This window comes from Rhodococcus sp. WMMA185 (genome assembly GCF_001767395.1).
In the GTDB taxonomy this organism is placed as follows: Bacteria; Actinomycetota; Actinomycetes; order Mycobacteriales; family Mycobacteriaceae; genus Rhodococcus_F.
On the sequence record NZ_CP017014.1, the window covers coordinates 215,071 to 230,926 of the forward strand.

Annotated in this window: 11 protein-coding genes; 5 read left to right on the forward strand and 6 right to left on the reverse strand. The window is 64.1% G+C overall.

Translation table 11 applies throughout. The annotated features are described in order from the left end of the window. Positions 1-3: 3 nt before the first annotated feature. Both BFN03_RS00805 and BFN03_RS00810 read left to right on the forward strand, forming a co-directional pair. Positions 4-1,338, forward strand: coding sequence for an acetyl-CoA C-acetyltransferase (locus tag BFN03_RS00805; RefSeq protein ID WP_070377414.1), 1,335 nt, complete (start codon positions 4-6; stop codon positions 1,336-1,338). Positions 1,339-1,671: 333 nt separating this feature from the next. Continuing rightward, a complete protein-coding gene (locus BFN03_RS00810; protein ID WP_070377415.1) occupies positions 1,672-3,945 on the forward strand; it encodes a VanW family protein in 2,274 nt (757 codons plus the stop codon). A 501-nt stretch (positions 3,946-4,446) separates the two neighbouring features. Here the strand turns inward: BFN03_RS00810 and BFN03_RS20970 are convergent. The 4 genes from BFN03_RS20970 to BFN03_RS00835 all read right to left on the reverse strand — a co-directional run bounded on the left by BFN03_RS20970 (position 4,447) and on the right by BFN03_RS00835 (position 8,541). Beyond that, entirely contained in the window at positions 4,447-4,674 is a 228-nt protein-coding gene (locus BFN03_RS20970) for a PLDc N-terminal domain-containing protein (RefSeq protein WP_070377417.1), read from the reverse strand. 195 nt (positions 4,675-4,869) lie between these two features. Further along, positions 4,870-6,705: an acyl-CoA dehydrogenase gene (locus BFN03_RS00825; protein ID WP_070377418.1), complete on the reverse strand. Its 1,836-nt coding sequence runs from the start codon at positions 6,703-6,705 to the stop codon at positions 4,870-4,872. 82 nt (positions 6,706-6,787) lie between these two features. Beyond that, the gene (locus tag BFN03_RS00830; RefSeq protein ID WP_070377419.1) at positions 6,788-7,411 is read right to left on the reverse strand and encodes a class I SAM-dependent methyltransferase; all 624 of its coding nucleotides are present in this window, start codon (positions 7,409-7,411) and stop codon (positions 6,788-6,790) included. Between the two features lie 14 nt (positions 7,412-7,425). Continuing rightward, positions 7,426-8,541: a DUF4185 domain-containing protein gene (locus BFN03_RS00835; RefSeq protein ID WP_070377420.1), complete on the reverse strand. Its 1,116-nt coding sequence runs from the start codon at positions 8,539-8,541 to the stop codon at positions 7,426-7,428. A gap of 285 nt (positions 8,542-8,826) precedes the next feature. On the opposite strand from BFN03_RS00835, the gene BFN03_RS00840 reads away from it, so the two are divergent. Beyond that, entirely contained in the window at positions 8,827-9,846 is a 1,020-nt protein-coding gene (locus BFN03_RS00840) for a beta-ketoacyl-ACP synthase III (RefSeq protein ID WP_070377421.1), read from the forward strand. 76 nt (positions 9,847-9,922) lie between these two features. Here BFN03_RS00840 and BFN03_RS00845 read toward each other — a convergent pair whose 3' ends face one another. Continuing rightward, complete coding sequence (locus tag BFN03_RS00845) at positions 9,923-11,077, reverse strand: alkaline phosphatase family protein (RefSeq protein WP_070377422.1); 1,155 nt, start codon at positions 11,075-11,077, stop codon at positions 9,923-9,925. Positions 11,078-11,283: 206 nt separating this feature from the next. On the opposite strand from BFN03_RS00845, the gene BFN03_RS00850 reads away from it, so the two are divergent. Continuing rightward, positions 11,284-12,192, forward strand: coding sequence for an alpha/beta fold hydrolase (locus BFN03_RS00850; RefSeq protein ID WP_070380487.1), 909 nt, complete (start codon positions 11,284-11,286; stop codon positions 12,190-12,192). A 54-nt stretch (positions 12,193-12,246) separates the two neighbouring features. Next, complete coding sequence (locus tag BFN03_RS00855) at positions 12,247-13,533, forward strand: lactate 2-monooxygenase (RefSeq protein WP_070377423.1); 1,287 nt, start codon at positions 12,247-12,249, stop codon at positions 13,531-13,533. A gap of 59 nt (positions 13,534-13,592) precedes the next feature. Here the strand turns inward: BFN03_RS00855 and BFN03_RS00860 are convergent, their stop codons facing one another. Beyond that, positions 13,593-14,648 (reverse strand): GmrSD restriction endonuclease domain-containing protein, encoded by a 1,056-nt coding sequence (locus BFN03_RS00860; RefSeq protein WP_070380488.1) that lies wholly within the window; start codon positions 14,646-14,648, stop codon positions 13,593-13,595. Positions 14,649-15,856 lie beyond the last annotated feature (1,208 nt).

A 15,856-nucleotide genomic window follows, 5' to 3' on the forward strand; every position in this document is an offset into this window, starting at 1 on the left:
TCAGTGACCAGCAAAGCTCGCACCACCTCGAAGTCCGCAGCAGCGCGGAAGCCACGCGGAAAGCAGCAGCGTCCCGTCGCCATCGTCGGCGGAAATCGAATTCCCTTCGCCCGCTCCGACAAGGCGTACGCGCAGGCGTCCAACCAGGACATGTTCACCGCGACCCTGGACGGGCTGGTGAGCCGCTTCAACCTTCAGGGCGAAAAGCTGGGCTTGGTAGCGGGTGGCGCCGTGCTCAAGCACAGCCGCGACTTCAACCTGATGCGCGAATCCGTGCTCGGTAGCGCGTTGAGCCCCTACACCCCGGCGTTCGACCTGCAGCAGGCGTGCGGCACCGGGTTGGCGTCGATTGTGACCGTCGGTGATGCGATCGCGGCCGGACGTATCGATGCCGGAGTTGGCGGTGGCGTCGACACTACGTCTGACGCCCCGATCGGCGTGAACGACGAGCTTCGCGAGTTCCTGTTGTCATTGAACCGTGCGAAGACGACTGGCGAACGCATCAAACTCCTCGGCAATGTTCGCCCCTCGATGCTCGGCGTCGAGATCCCACGCAACGGCGAACCCCGCACTGGGCTCTCGATGGGCGAGCACGCAGCCATCACGGCGAAGGAGTTCGGCATCCGCCGTGAGGACCAGGACGAATTGGCTGCGGCCAGCCACAAGAACATGGCCGCCGCATACGACCGCGGATTCTTCGATGATCTGGTGACGCCGTTCCTGGGCCTCACCCGGGACGACAACCTGCGCCCCGGCTCCACCGTCGAGAAGCTGGCGACGCTGAAGCCGGTGTTCGGGGTAAAGGCGGGCGACGCCACGATGACGGCGGGGAACTCGACCCCGCTCACCGACGGCGCGTCTGCGGTCTTGCTGTCGAGCGACGAGTGGGCTGCCGAGCGCAAACTGCCGGTACTTGCCCATCTCGTCGACTCCGAGACCGCGGCCGTCGACTACATCCATGGCAAGGACGGACTCTTGATGGCGCCGACGTACGCCATCCCGCGTCTGCTGGCCCGCAACGGCCTCACCTTGCAGGATTTCGATTTCTACGAGATCCACGAAGCTTTCGCATCCGTCGTGCTGGCGACGCTGCAGGCCTTCGAATCGGAGGAGTACTGCAAGGAGAGGCTCGGTCTCGACGGCGCACTCGGGTCTATCGATCGGAGCAAGCTGAACGTCAACGGATCATCGTTGGCGGCGGGGCACCCGTTCGCTGCGACGGGCGGCCGTATCGTCGCATCGCTCGCCAAGGCGCTTGCCGAGAAGGGGTCAGGACGTGGGTTGATCTCGATTTGCGCGGCCGGCGGACAAGGTGTGACGGCAATCATAGAGGCGTGATTCGACCGGTCTGTCGGGTAGCTGGCAGACCGAAAGGTCAGCGTGTTCGTATAACGAACAATCGTCCGGACTTGCGGAGTTGGTCGGATCTTTCGGGAACTCTTGGCCGCAGGTGTAACGCTGGAGATTAGCTGGCGATATTCCTTTGAGTCCCGTGCTGCTGCCTGACCCCCGACTTGGCAGCAGCGCGGGGCTCTCTACGTTTCCGGCGACGGTAGTCTGTCGACGGGCGCGGGGTCTGAACCGGACCTCGCTCTATTTGGCGCGCGCCCGAAATGCAACGAGCACCGACGGCAAGCTGAGGCCGACGGACAAATCGGTGAGAGGGCCACGGTGAGGGACGAAGACGGCGATACAGGCAGCGATGCACACGAGGTGGCGCCGCCCGAGCCGAACTCCGACGAAGCCCCGACCACGCAACTGAACCTCGGTGAGCTCAACAAACGCCTCGACGGTGAGGATTCGGAACCTCAGGATCCGGACTCACAGCATCCGGAACCTCAGGATCCGGACCCACAGCATCCTGAACCTCAGGATCCGGAACCTCAGGAATGGGCAGAGCCTGCACCCTACGACGCCGAGACGCAGGTGATACCGGCGATCGCTCAGCAGGCCGATACCGGACAAGAGCGGGCGTATTCCAGGGCAGGTGAGCTGCCCGATGTGCCGACTGCGGACTCGCCCACCGGGCCCACCGTGGGTATCGAAGCTCAGGTACCGCAGACGGCGTCGGCGTCCGAACCTGCCGCTACGACTCGCCCGCCCTGGGCGAAGATTGCTGCAATTGCCGGAGCGGTTATCGCGGTGATCGCAATCGCTTATGTCGCCGACCTCGCCATGTCCTCCGGGAAAATCCCACGTGGGGTCACTGTGGCCGGTGTCGACGTGGGTGGGTCGACTCGTGAGGCTGCCGCCGCCACATTGGAGGCTCAGGTCGGGCCGCGGGTGGATCAACCGGTGACCGTGCAGGCCGGTGACGTGTCTGCGGAACTCGTGCCCGCTGCCGCCGGTCTCGGAGTCGACTGGGAAGCTACGCTCGACCGGGCCGATTCGCAACCACTCAATCCGTTCACTCGGCTCGCATCGTTCTTCTTCACCGACGAAATCGGCGTGGTCTCGACCCGCGACGACGCCGCGATGACCGCGGCCATCGATGATCTGCGTGGGCAGACCGACCGCGAGCCTCGTGAGGGAGACGTCGTATTCGAGGACGCAGCCCCCGTACCGGTCGATCCGCTGACTGGGCAGACACTCGACGGTGAGGGCGCATCGGCGGCGTTGACCGAGCGGTGGGCGTTCGGTCAGACGGTTGAGTTGCCCGTCGACGTGGTGCCCGTAACGGTCACGAGGGAAGGTGTCCAGAGGGCTCTCGACGAGATCGCGACGCCCGCTGTGTCTGCGGACCTGGTGTTCGCCGGCCGTGACGGCGAAGCTGCGACCCTGCAGCGGGAACAGGTCGGCGCCGTCCTCGGATTCGAGCCGGACGGCAACGGCGGGTTGAAGCCCACGTACAACCTCGAGGCTGCAACCGACATTCTGGCTCCCCAGCTCGAATCGACGGAGGTTGAGCCCAAAGATGCGACGATCGCTCTCAGCGGGGGATCGCCCACGGTCGTTCCGGCTGTCGTCGGAGACCTGGTGCAGTGGCCGCAGACTCTGCAGGAGTTGCCCGAATTGTTGCGCAGCAACGTCTCTCGCACAGCCGATGCGATTTACGGAGAGGTCGAGCCTGCTCTGACAACCGAAGATGCACAGGCGCTCGGGGTCAAGGAAGTGATCAGCGAGTTCACCACCAGCGGGTTCTCGGCGGCCTCCGGCACCAACATCCGTCTCGCAGCCGCTCAGATCAACGGTGCGCTGATCAAGCCGGGCGACACTTTCTCGATGAACGATTACACAGGTCCGCGTGGCACGGCCCAGGGCTACGTGGAGTCGGGAATCATCAACTACGGTCGCCCGGACACCGCTGTCGGCGGCGGGGTGAGCCAGGTGGCGACGACGCTCTACAACGCCGCGTATTTCGCCGGCATGGAGGATGTCGAGCACACCGAACACTCGTACTACATCTCGCGGTACCCGGAGGCGCGCGAAGCCACCGTCTTCGAGGGGGCCATCGACCTGAAATTCCGCAACACCTCGGACACCGGCGTCCTGATCGAGGCCATAGGCGGAAGTTCGGATCTGACTGTCAGGATGTGGGGAACCAAGACGGTCGATGTCCAGTCCATCACCGGCAACCGGACGAGGCCGACCCAGCCGGAGACGATCACGCTGCCGGCGGGTGATCACTGCATCCCCTCGGGTGGCGCACCAGGATTCACCACCAGCGACACCCGCGTGATCTCCGATCACGCAACCGGGAGGGAGATCTCTCGCAACACCAGGACGGTTCGCTACGACCCAGTCCCGGTCGTCAAGTGCGAAGAGCCCGACGACGCAACAGAATCCGCCGAGCGCTCACCCGCTGCGATGCCCAAGCCGGCTGTGGAGACTCCTGCCGCCACGCGAACTCAATCCCCAGTGGCCGCAAGCCCGACAACCACTACGACAAGCCCGACAACCACTACTACCAAGTCGAGGCCGAAGCCGATGCAGGAGGACGAGTAGCCGCGTTGCTCCCGAATGCGCCCGTTCTTCGAACAGGTTGGGCGCGGCCCATTTTCGCACATCCGGGTTTACGTGTCGGAGAATCACGGGAGCTTGCTCTTGACAAGCTTGGGTATGAGAGTTGAGGGATGACCAAGCAGAGGTTTCGAGTACTGAACGCCGCCTGTACGGCATTGGCCATTTTGTGTGTCATGCTCCCGATCATGTTGCAGGGGAGATTCTCTAGCGGGATCCTCGGCTGGTCTCTAGCGCTGATCGTTCTGGCAATTTGGTTCTCCGCGGCGGTTGTCATGTGGCGGAAGCAGAACATGCCACGGTGATCGAGTGTTGATTCCGTTGCGAACCTGAGGCTGCGCACCCGGCAGGCTGTAGGTACGTACGCTGGCCGCCAGGTGGTGCTGACGGCCAGCTTGCTGCAGTCCTGTATGGCAATCGTCAAACGGGACAACCCTCTAGAGGGTCAGTCGCGGAGAGTGAGGGGTGTCCCGCCATCGTTGTCGGTCAATTCAAGCGAGTGACGAGCCGCCGCGCGATCAGCCACCATGCAAGCGCGCCCAAGAAAGGGACTAGCAGCACGATCACTATCCATACGATCTTCACCCCCACAGACGCAATTCGTGCACGAATGATCGCAACGGAGGTCGCCACGACAAATACGGCCCCAAGCATCCAGAGAACGTCTGCGTACAGCGGTAACAGTGGTTCGCTCGAGGCTTCGGCCACGGACATCACACCACTCTAGAAGATGATCTCTTGTCGAACCTCGCCAGGTCATGGCTGAAAGCAATGTGCCCCGGCGCTTTTCAGTGGCGGGTCATGGCTTGCAGAACTAGTGGCTGATCGATATCCAGAAAAACGAAACGGTCGCCGCAACTCCTACGGTTGGGTGTTGCGGCGACCGTCAGTAGTTGGTCTCCGAGCCGATCAGAAGGCGGCTTCGTCGAGCTCCATGATGTCGTTGTCGATGTTGGTGATGATGCCGCGGGTTGCGGTGAGCTCGGGCAGAACGTTCTTGGCGAAGAAGGACGCGATGGCGACCTTTCCTTCGTAGAACGACTTGTCCGCCCCGGATGCACCCTCGTCGAGAGCCTTGATCGCGATCTCCGACTGCTGCAGCAGCTGCCAGCCGATGAGCAGGTCGCCGACGGCCATCAGGAAGCGGACGGAGCCGAGGCCGACCTTGTACAGCTCGGTCGGCTGCTCCTGCGCACCCATGAGGTACCCGGTGAGGGTGGCTGCCATGGTCTGAACGTCCTCGAGGGCGGTGGCGAGCAAAGCCCGCTCGGCCTTGAGGCGACCGTTGCCTGCCTCGCTGTCGATGAACTTCTTGACCTGTCCGGCAACGTGCGCGAGGGCCACGCCACGGTCGCGGGCAATCTTGCGGAAGAAGAAGTCCTGCGCCTGAATGGCGGTGGTGCCCTCGTACAGGGAGTCGATCTTCGCGTCGCGGATGTACTGCTCGATCGGGTAGTCCTGCAGGAAGCCCGAGCCACCGAAGGTCTGCAGGCTTTCGGTCAGGTACTGGTACGCGCGCTCGGAGCCGACGCCCTTGACGATCGGAAGCAGCAGGTCGTTGACCCGGTACGCGAGGTCTTCGTCCGCGCCGGACACCAACTTGGCGACGGCCGCGTCTTGGTGTGCCGCGGTGTACAGGTAGACCGCGCGCAACCCTTCGGCGTATGCCTTCTGCATCGCGAGGGCACGACGGACGTCGGGGTGGTGCGTGATGGTGACACGCGGAGCGGCCTTGTCGGTCATCTGCGTGAGGTCGGCGCCCTGCACGCGCTCCTTGGCGTAATCGAGGGCGTTGAGGTAGCCGGTGGAGAGCGTGGCGATGGCCTTGGTGCCGACCATCATGCGAGCGTGCTCGATGACGTCGAACATCTGCGCGATGCCGTTGTGGATCTCGCCGACGAGCCAGCCCTGCGCGGGAATGCCGTGGCCACCGAAGGTGAGCTCACAGGTGGCCGATACCTTCAGGCCCATCTTGTGCTCGACGTTGGTGACGAAGACGCCGTTGCGCTCGCCGTACTCGTTGGTCTCGAAGTTGAAGTGCGTCTTCGGGACGTAGAAGAGGCTCAGTCCCTTGGTGCCCGGTCCGGCGCCCTCGGGGCGCGCGAGGACGAGGTGGAAAATGTTCTCGAACAAGTCGTCGGAGTCGGCCGAGGTGATGAACCGCTTGACACCCTCGATGTGCCAGGAGCCGTCGTCCTGCTTGATGGCCTTGGTGCGTCCGGCGCCGACGTCGGAGCCGGCGTCGGGCTCGGTGAGGACCATGGTCGCGCCCCATCCGCGCTCGACGATGGTCTCGGCCCACTTCTTCTGTTCGTCGGTGCCGTTGTTGTACAGAACGTTGGCGAACGCGGGACCGGCCTGGTACATGTGCGCAGCTGGCTGGGAGCCGAGGATCAGTTCATTGATGGCCCACACGGCGGACCGTGGCACGGGAACGCCCCCGATCTCCTCGGAGAGACCCATGCGGTACCACTCGGCGTCGTAGAGGGCGCGGAAGGACTTCTTGAACGATTCCGGCAGCGTGACGGAGTGGCTCTCGGGGTCGAAGACCGGGGGGTTGCGGTCGGCATCGGCGAACGATTCGCCGAGCGGTCCTTCGGCGAGGCGGGCAACTTCACTGAGCATGTTGCGGATCGTGTCTGCGTCGAGATCGCCCCATACGCCTTCGCCTAGCGGCTGCTCGAGCCCGAGTACCTCGAAGAGGTTGAACTCCAGGTCGCGGACGTTGCTCTTGTAATGGCCCATGTCTTCTGTCTCTCCCAGTGAGATGGTGCGGTCTGTCAGCGAGTACCGCCCAAGTTATTACTCGTCGGTAACTTTGCTGATATTACGCGCGATTTTCCTGACTGCCAAGACCTCGACGGCGCGCGACCACGAGTGCGTCGATTGCTGTGCCGGTGTCGGTCTCTCGGGAGCGCCGTTCTGCGACGTCGATGTCGAGCCTGCCTTTGAACGATGCTACCAAATCATCTGGACTGTAGAGGATTTCGGCGTCTGGTGGACCACCGACCCCCTGTGTCGAGTTGACTGTGTCATGCCCCAAAATCATGAGGATTCCATCAGGTTTCAGAGCGCATATGGCGCGGTTCACAACCTGGAGGCGCTCCTCGGGGGCGAGATGGAGGTAGATCATCAGCACGAGGTCGTACTCGCCGCCGAGGTCCGAAGCGGTGACATCGGCCAGCCGGTAGTCGAGCCGTTCGCGGACGGATCGGGGCGCCGCTGCGGCCACTCGGACGGCTCTGTCGAGGGCTACGGCCGAGAAGTCGAGGGCCGTCACCTCCCAGCCGCGAGTGGCGAGCCAGTGTGCGTTGCGGCCCTCTCCGCATGCGAGGTCGAGTGCGCGGCCGCGGGGAAGCGAGGTGACCCACTCCACCACCAACTCGTTCGGTGGCTCGCCGCGCACGAGTTCTCTGCGCGAGTACAGCTCGTCCCAGGCCGATGCATCCATGGCCCTGACGGTAGTCAGGGAGTCAGCGTGGTGTGCATCAGGAGCACGTTGTAGTTGCTGTGCACGGTTGTGAGGAAGTAGAGATCCGGACCCGACGACCACGGGTGGATGTAGGCCCCGTACGCGCTCGGAAGCTCTCTGGTGTCGATGAGTACCTCGGGCCCGCTCCACGGGCCGGTGAGCGATGGTGAGCGTCGCATCACCACGGAGTTGAACTGGTCGGTGGTCATCATGAGGTATTGGCCGAGGTACTCGTTGTAGGCGACCGACAGCTCACCGACCCCGTCGGCCATGATCGGCCTGGCGGCGTCCGGATTCGACTCGACCCACTCGGTGCCGTCGAAGTACTCGTAGGCGCCGAGGTCCATGATCTCGGCCTCGGGGACGCGTGCCAGGTGGACCAGCCCGCCACGTCCAGACGGCGTTCCGTACTGGTAGACGTAACCGTCGTCCTTGACGAACGCGCTCATCTGGAAGTTGGCATTGCCGCCGGCGTTCGGGCGATGTGTCTCGGGCGCGACGATCCAATTCTCTCCGTTGTCCAGGGAGTAGGCGAGCCCGGAGAAATTCGTGTTCCACGATCCGGCCTCGCCCCAGTCTCGTACCGACATCATGCTGAGGATCTGGGTGTCACCGACCGCGACACCTGCTGTGGGGACACGGCTGATCTCGACGAACGGAATTTTTGGGCTCGGTACGAGTTCTTTCGCCTGTCCGAAGATGTCGCGCGGGGCGCTGTCGAAGTGCATGCCGTCGGAGAGATTCCTGTCCGAACTGCGGAACAGGGTGCTGCTGCGCCAGGCCCACAAGCTGCCAGACAGCAGGTTGGGGAGACCGAGACCGGCAGTGTCGCCGAACGCGGTGAGTATCTGTCCCCGGCCGTTGTCCCACATGATGCCGAGGTCGGTGCCGAGGACGTTGACGTCCTGGGTGCGGTTGGTGCTGAGCAACCCAGTCTGCTGCGACACAGCGCGAGCGCGCCCGGTGAGGTTGGGGATTCCGTTGGTGCCGTTGAGCCCGGGTATCGGATTGATGGCATTCGGGTTCGCCGCTGTGGGTGCGGCAAACGCGATCGATGACACTACGACGCTGGTGAGAGAGGCGGCTGCGAGAGTTCTGAATCGTTTCAAAATGGACTCTCCAATCCCTAGCAACAGGCGAAATTGCACGGCCCGACGGAGCGCCCGCTAAGGGCGACCAACTGCTGGAAATCAGGAAGAAGTCTAACAATTTGACTCTTCGCTGGCGCGTTGATTTGACACTCGGCACGAATTCCGCAGGTCGGCGTCTCGTGGTCGTTCTCGAGCGGTAATACCTACCGGTGCTACCGGTGGGTTGGACTTCGACGTAACGTGTGCTCACGGTAAGTTCACGCCGCGCATAAACCACGCGGGACCTTTTGAGGAGATCGATCGATGGGAAAGCAGATCGCTACTGCGGCTGGAGGTCGGCAGTCCGCCCTCCTCGGGCTCGGCGTATACCGGCCTGAACGGGTCGTCACCAACGACGAGATCTGTGAGTTAATCGACTCGACCGACGAGTGGATCCAGTCTCGTTCGGGTATCAAGAACCGGCGTTTCGCAGCGGAAGACGAGAGCGTCGTCACGATGTCCATTGCTGCGGGACGGGACGCAATCGAGGCGAGTGGGATCGATCCCGAGCAGATCGGCTGCGTCATCGTCGCCACGTCGACGTACCTGTTGTTGACACCTCCGGCCGCGGCCGTGGTCGCCGATGCGCTCGGCACCAGCGGACCCGGCGCCTTCGACGTCAGCGGCGGGTGCGCGGGCTTCTGCACGGCGCTGACCGTCGCGTCGGACCTTGTGCGGGGAGGATCCGTCGACTACGCCCTCGTGGTGGGTGTCGAGAAGATGAGCGTCACCACCGACCCGACCGACCGCGGTACACGGTTCATTTTCGGCGACGGCGCCGGAGCCGTCGTCGTCGGCAAGAGTGACGTCGCGGGTATCGGGCCGGTGGAGTGGGGTTCGGACGGCGCCCAGTCCGGTGCCATCGTGCAGGACATGGATTGGTACGAGTACATCACGACGCCGGGCGCCACACGCCCGTACATCAAGATGACCGGAACAGCGGTGTTCCGCTGGGCCGCCTTCGAGATGGGCAAGGTGGGCCTCACTGCACTGGAGAAGGCGGGGCTGTCCGTCGAAGATCTCGATGCGTTCGTTCCGCACCAGGCCAACTCCCGGATCACAGAGGTGATCGCCCGGAGCATGAAGATCCCCGAGGGCGTTCCGGTTGCCGACGACATCGCCGAGAGCGGAAATACTTCGGCGGCATCGGTGCCATTGGCGATGGCCGCCATGCTCGAGTCCGGTGACACCAAGCCGGGTGACACAGCCCTGCTGCTCGCGTTCGGTGCCGGGCTGTCTTACGCGGCTCAGGTCGTGACCCTGCCGGTTCTCGCGAAGAACTGATCCGAAATCGGCCAGTCGGGCCGGCTCCGGGACGAGTCGGCCTGGCAGGACCGCTGGCGGTGTGTCGGTGCCGCGACTAAGCGGCGGCGATGTGCAACAGAGGAATCAGCAATTCGTCGTCGGTGAGAGCTCCGTGTTGCCCGGGCAGCGCAGACAGCCTCGATTCGACGTTCCTTCGAACCACGGCGGCTTCGCCTTGCGCAATTGCGACCACGTGTCCGATGCGGTTATGTATCTCGGACCGCACGGCGGGCCCGAACAACCCTGCGGCGAGGGCCTCATCCCTGGTCCCGATCCACATGCGGTGTCCGAGTTCGGCCCTCCAGCTGTCCGCGACGTCGGCTGCGGCCCCCTGCCTCGTGTGGACGTGTCTGCACCGCGGCTCACCCGCGAGCGCGACGACACCGTCCGACAGTGCAGCGGTGCTGTCGAAGTCGACTTTGTCGTTCTCGGCGACGGTGACCATGCCATGGTCGGCGGTTATGTAAAGCGCGGCGCCGGTGCCCTCGAGAGCTGCGGCGAGGTTCTCGACTAGGCGGTCGACGAGGGCCAATTGTCGGAGCCAGGACTCGGAACCCGGCCCGTAGATGTGGCCGAGTGTGTCGACTTCGCTGAGATAGCAGTACGTCAGCGTCCGATCGTCTGCACGCGCGGCGTCGGCAACATGCGCGATCAGGTCGCCGTATGCGTGTATCCCGATGAAGGTGCCGCCGCGCATGACCGCGCGGGTGAGGCCCGACCCGTCGAATGTCGAGGGGGCCACGATGCGGCAAGAAATTTCCGCCGCCGTAGCGCGTTCGAAGACCGTGGGTGAGGGTTGGGTGACCTCGGGCGCCAGTCGCCGACGTTCGTCTCGGCCACGCCCCGATTGCCACGACAACCAGTTGAGAGTGTTGTGAACCTCACGAACGTATGACTGGTACCCGGTAATGCCGTGGCTGCCGGACGGTAACCCGGTTCCGAGGGACGCGATGCTGGTGGCCGTCGTGGTGGGGAATCCCGCTCGGATCGGCTGGCCGGAAAGGCTGTCGAGGAAGGGTGCGTATTCCCGGTGTCGATTCAGCAGATTCCAGCCCAGGCCGTCGATCAGCAGGACGACGGTGCGCTTGCTGTCCGGCAGGTCTAGGCGATTGGCCTCGCCGCTGACGCTTAGCGAGGCGAGGACCGACGGCATGAGCGTAGACAGCGTGGGCTGTGAGTACACGTCGAGCGGGGGCGCCGAAACGGTCATAGATCCACTATGGCGGATTGGTCGAGACCGTAGCGCGTTACGGGCGCCAGGTGAGCCGGATAGGTTCGGGCCGCCTGGAAGGCAACTGGATGCGTCCTGGATCCGAGCAGACACTGAAACCGCTAAATCCCAGTTCACATCCGCTGCGTGACGCAGAACCGATACCGGGACCAATCGTGAGTGGGGTCACGTGCAAAGCTGTGGGCATGGTGGATATTGCACGCCCGCAGTTGGAGGGCACAGTTGCTGTAGGTGAGGGGCGTCGACTCGGGTTCGCAGAGTTCGGTTCGGCGCAGGGGAGAGCGATCTTCTGGTTGCACGGGACGCCAGGTGCGCGACGCCAGGTTCCCATGGAGGCAAGGGCGTTCGCCGAACGCGAGAATGTCAGGCTGATCGGGATAGATCGACCGGGTGTGGGTTCGTCGACGTTGTACCACTACGGCGCGGTGATCGACTTCGCTGACGACCTTCGCACAGTCGCGGACACACTGGGCGTCGACGAGATGGCCGTGATCGGACTGTCCGGTGGCGGACCCTACACACTGGCCGCGGCCCGTGCGATGCCCGATCGGGTGGTCGCAACCGCCGTCATCGGAGGTGTCGCCCCGACGAAAGGCCCCGATGCAATTCGCAGCGGGCTGATGGATTTTGCGTCGCTGGTGGCTCCGGCACTGGCAGCGGGTGGCATTCCCGTAGGAATGGCAGCGGGCTCGATCATCCGGCTCGCAAGGCCGTTCGCGTCTCCGATCATCGACCTCTACGGGCGGCTGTCTCCGGAAGGCGACCGCCGACTGCTCGCGCGCCCGGAATTCAAGGCGATGTTTCTCGACGATCTCGTCAACGGCACTCGCAAGCAACTCAGTGCGCCGTTCGCCGACCTGGTGTTGTTCACCAAGGATTGGGGATTTCAGGTTGGTTCTGTGGAGACCCCGGTGCGGTGGTGGCACGGCGACTGCGACCACATCATCCCGATGGAGCACGGCCAGCACATGGTTTCGTTGCTGCCCAACGCGGAGTTCCACATGATGCATGGCGAAAGTCATCTCGGCGGGCTGGGGATGTCGGAGGAGATTCTCCATTCGCTGCTCGACATCTGGGACAAGAGGGGGGCGTAGGAATGGTTCGCGCTGTAACCGTCCCCCCGTCGCGGTCTGTGGAAGGCTCTGCGTATGTCTGAGAGCGAGAACCGGGACGGCCCGGGCCGGGCCCGCCAGAATCTGATCTACCGCGACGGCGTGCTCGGTCGTACGCCGTCCGTCCCCACGGATTTCGATACGCTCGAGCGGCGGGCCAGAAAGAAGATGAGCGCCAAGGGCTGGGCCTACGTCCACGGCGGGGCTGGCTTGGGCCGCACGATGCAGGCCAACCGGGACGCGTTCGACAAGTGGCAGATCGTTCCGCGGGTGCTGCGCGATGTCTCGAAGCGCGACATCGGCGTCGAACTGTTCGGTCGACGGATCCCGGCGCCGGTGCTCCTTGCTCCCGTCGGTGCCTCCGAACTTGCTCGGCCCGAGGGTGACGTGGCGATCGCTGCTGCCGCCGCCGAATTGGGTGTGCCGTACATCTTCTCCAATCAGGGGTGCGCGCCGATGGAGGAGAGCGCGGCGGCGATGGGCGACGCCCCCCGATGGTTCCAGCTGTACTGGAGCACAGACGACGACCTCGTCGACAGCTTGCTCGGGCGGGCCGAGAACATCGGGGCCGACGCTGTCGTCGTCACCCTCGACACGACCATGCTCGGTTGGCGCCCGGAGGATCTCAACCTCGGCTCGCTTCCATTCGCGCAAGGCCAGGGGATCGCACAGTACACATCGGACCCGGTGTTCCGCAGGATCGTGCACGACAGGGTCAGGTCGGCGGTAGGGAAGGCGGATGTGGAGGTGACGCTCGGCGCCATCCGGTCGCTGATATCGATGACCCGGCGCTTTCCCGGTCGTTTCCTCGACAACCTCCGGTCGCCGGAACCGCGCGCCGCCGTCGAGACGTTTCTCGACATCTATTCACGACCGTCGTTGAGTTGGGCGGACATCGAGACCCTGCGCAGCAGAACGTCCTTGCCGATCCTCCTCAAAGGCGTCCTCCACCCAGACGACGCTCGTCGCGCCATCGATGCCGGGGTGGACGGCATCGTCGTGTCCAATCACGGCGGACGACAGGTGGACGGCAGCGTGTCTTCGCTGGATGCGCTGGTAGACATCGCGCCCGTCGCCGACGGCAAGTTGACCTTGCTCCTCGACAGTGGAATCCGCACGGGAGCAGACGTCTTCAAGGCCCTGGCGCTCGGCGCAGACGCGGTGACACTCGGTCGCCCGCATTTGTACGGGTTGGCCCTTGCCGGTCAAGCCGGCGCACGAGACGCCACGGCCAACGTGATCGCCGAATTCGACCTCACGATGGGGTTGAGCGGTCTGAAGTCCGTTGCCGAGATCGATCGGGACGCTCTGCGACGGGCGTAGGTCGACGCGTTCGGTGAAAGGCAGTTCGTTGAACGGCTCTGCGCCCGGTACGGTCGCCGTCAGCTCTCGCAGCCCACTCCGTCACCGTCTCGGTCCAGGTGGGTGCTGTAGCCGGGTTGGCCGATCAGAACCGGCGCGGCACCCGCAGCCCTGGCCGCCGAACAGTTCTTGTAATAGACGTCGCTCGGTGGTGCCGTATCGACGGTCGGGAGAGGTGCCGGCGCGACCGGCACCGGCGACGCGATCGGTGCGAGGGTGGAGTCGGTGGTCGAGGCGGGTTCCGCGGCTCCGCAGTCCTGGAGTACGCGCGCGATTGCGTCGTGCTCGGCCTGGGTGACCCACAGTCCGTACGCGGCCTTTACCGCTACCTGATCGGAAACGTATGTGCACCGATAGCTCCTGTTCGGCGGCAGCCACGTTGCGGCGTCGCCGTCCGACTTCTGCTGATTGGCGGCACCGTCGACCGCTTTCAGATTCCGCGGGTCGTTCGCGAAGTTCGTTCGGGTGGCGGTGTCGAGTTGCTGGGCGCCCTTCTGCCACGCATCGGAAAGAGCGACGACGTGATCGATCTGCACGTCCGCTGACGTTCGATCGCCCCGCACGAAGGAAATGGTCTTCCCGGTGTAGGGGTCGAGCAGTGTTCCACTCTGCACGGCGCAGTCACTGCTACCCGGCTTGAACACGACCTGTTCGAGATCGCGCCGGAGGATGTCGTTTCGGGTGTCGCACCCGTTGTGGCCGCCCTCTACGGTGACGTCGTCGGTCCACGACGACCCGAACAGGTCCCGGTCGTAGCCGGTCTTCGGCGCACGCCCCTTGATCTCGAGGGTGGCGAGCAGACGCAGTGCGTCGTTCTTGTCGACGACGTCGGCGGTGAGGGGATCGATAGCAGACGCAGACGTCGTCGGTGCCTGCGCCGAAGTGGTACTCGATGGACCAAGCGTGGGGACCGCAGCCGTGCTCGTTGCAGATGTCGATCCTGCTGCGACTTCAGGTGATTGGTCGCCCTGACATGAGCTGAGCAAGAGAACTGCGGATACGACCACGATTGATCCGGCAGCGACCGAGGGCCATTTCTTGCGTGTGACAGGCGCCCAGGACGAGAGGCGGGTCATTCGGTTACTCGGCAGTACGTCAGCATGCGAAAGAGTATGGCCGAACATGCCGGGATCGTCAGGTTCTGCGCGAGCGAGTCGGCCCGAAACTGTGCCGGGCGTCGCGACGAAGGTCGCGACGCCCGGCAACTGTGTCGCTCAGAGCGACCCTAAACCAGGAGGTCCGAAGATTCCGGGAGGCCCGAGGCCGGGACCTCCGAAGCCGGGACCTCCGAAACCGAAACCGGGTCCAAAGAAGTCGTGTCCGGGCGGTCCAAACCCGCCGGGCCCGCCGAAACCGTGTGGCCCGCCGAAACCGTGTGGGCCGCCGAAACCATGTGGTCCACCGAAACCTCCCGGTCCACCGAAACCATGCGGTCCGTATCCTCCAGGGCCGCGAACGAGTTCGGTGGCATGCGCCGAGTGCGATACGACTGGCGCGGCGGTAGCCGGTGCGGCTGCGATACCTAGGGGAAGCGCGACGAGCGCTGCGGCAGTAATGATTTTGGCGAGAGTCCGGCGCGCGGGAAAGTGCGAAATATTCATGATGTGGTGCTCCTTGATCGAGATCCGGATCCTTCGCATTCAACAATTGCGCCTGATCCGGGCGGCCCCTGTAGTGACTGGCGGGTCCAGCGACCACCGTACGCTTTGTACTAATTGCGTGTGTGCGTGGAATTCGGCGGCGATCCTGGCGAACGCCTTGATGATTCGAACGAAGCTATCGTTCGCGTGCTCACATCAGGGGCTGCGTCGGTCCGCCCGTTTCACCTGCTTCTGGCCGACGGCGGCCTACGCAAGCCGATCGATTGAGTTTTGCAACAAGTTTGTGAGTGTGCTCTTTAGTAGCCGGGACGGGGGTGGTAGCCGGGGCCAGGATGGTAGCCGGGGCCAAAGAAACCGGGTCCGAAGTGGCCTGGAGGTCCTGGGTGGAATCCCGGTCCGTAACCGCCTGGTCCAGGGTGGGGGCCCGGGCCGCCGTAACGCACGAGTTCAGCGGAATGAGCCGAATGTGACACGACGGGTGCGGCGCTAGCTGGCGCTACTCCGATCCCGAGGGGCAGCGCGACGAGCGCTCCGGCAGCGATGATCTTGGCGAGAGTTCGGCGTGAGGGAAAGTGCGAATAGTTCATGATGTGGTGCTCCTTGTTCGAGATCCGGATCCTTCGCATTCAACAATTGCGCCAGATCCGGGCGGCCCCTGTGGTGACTGGCGGGTCCAGCGACCA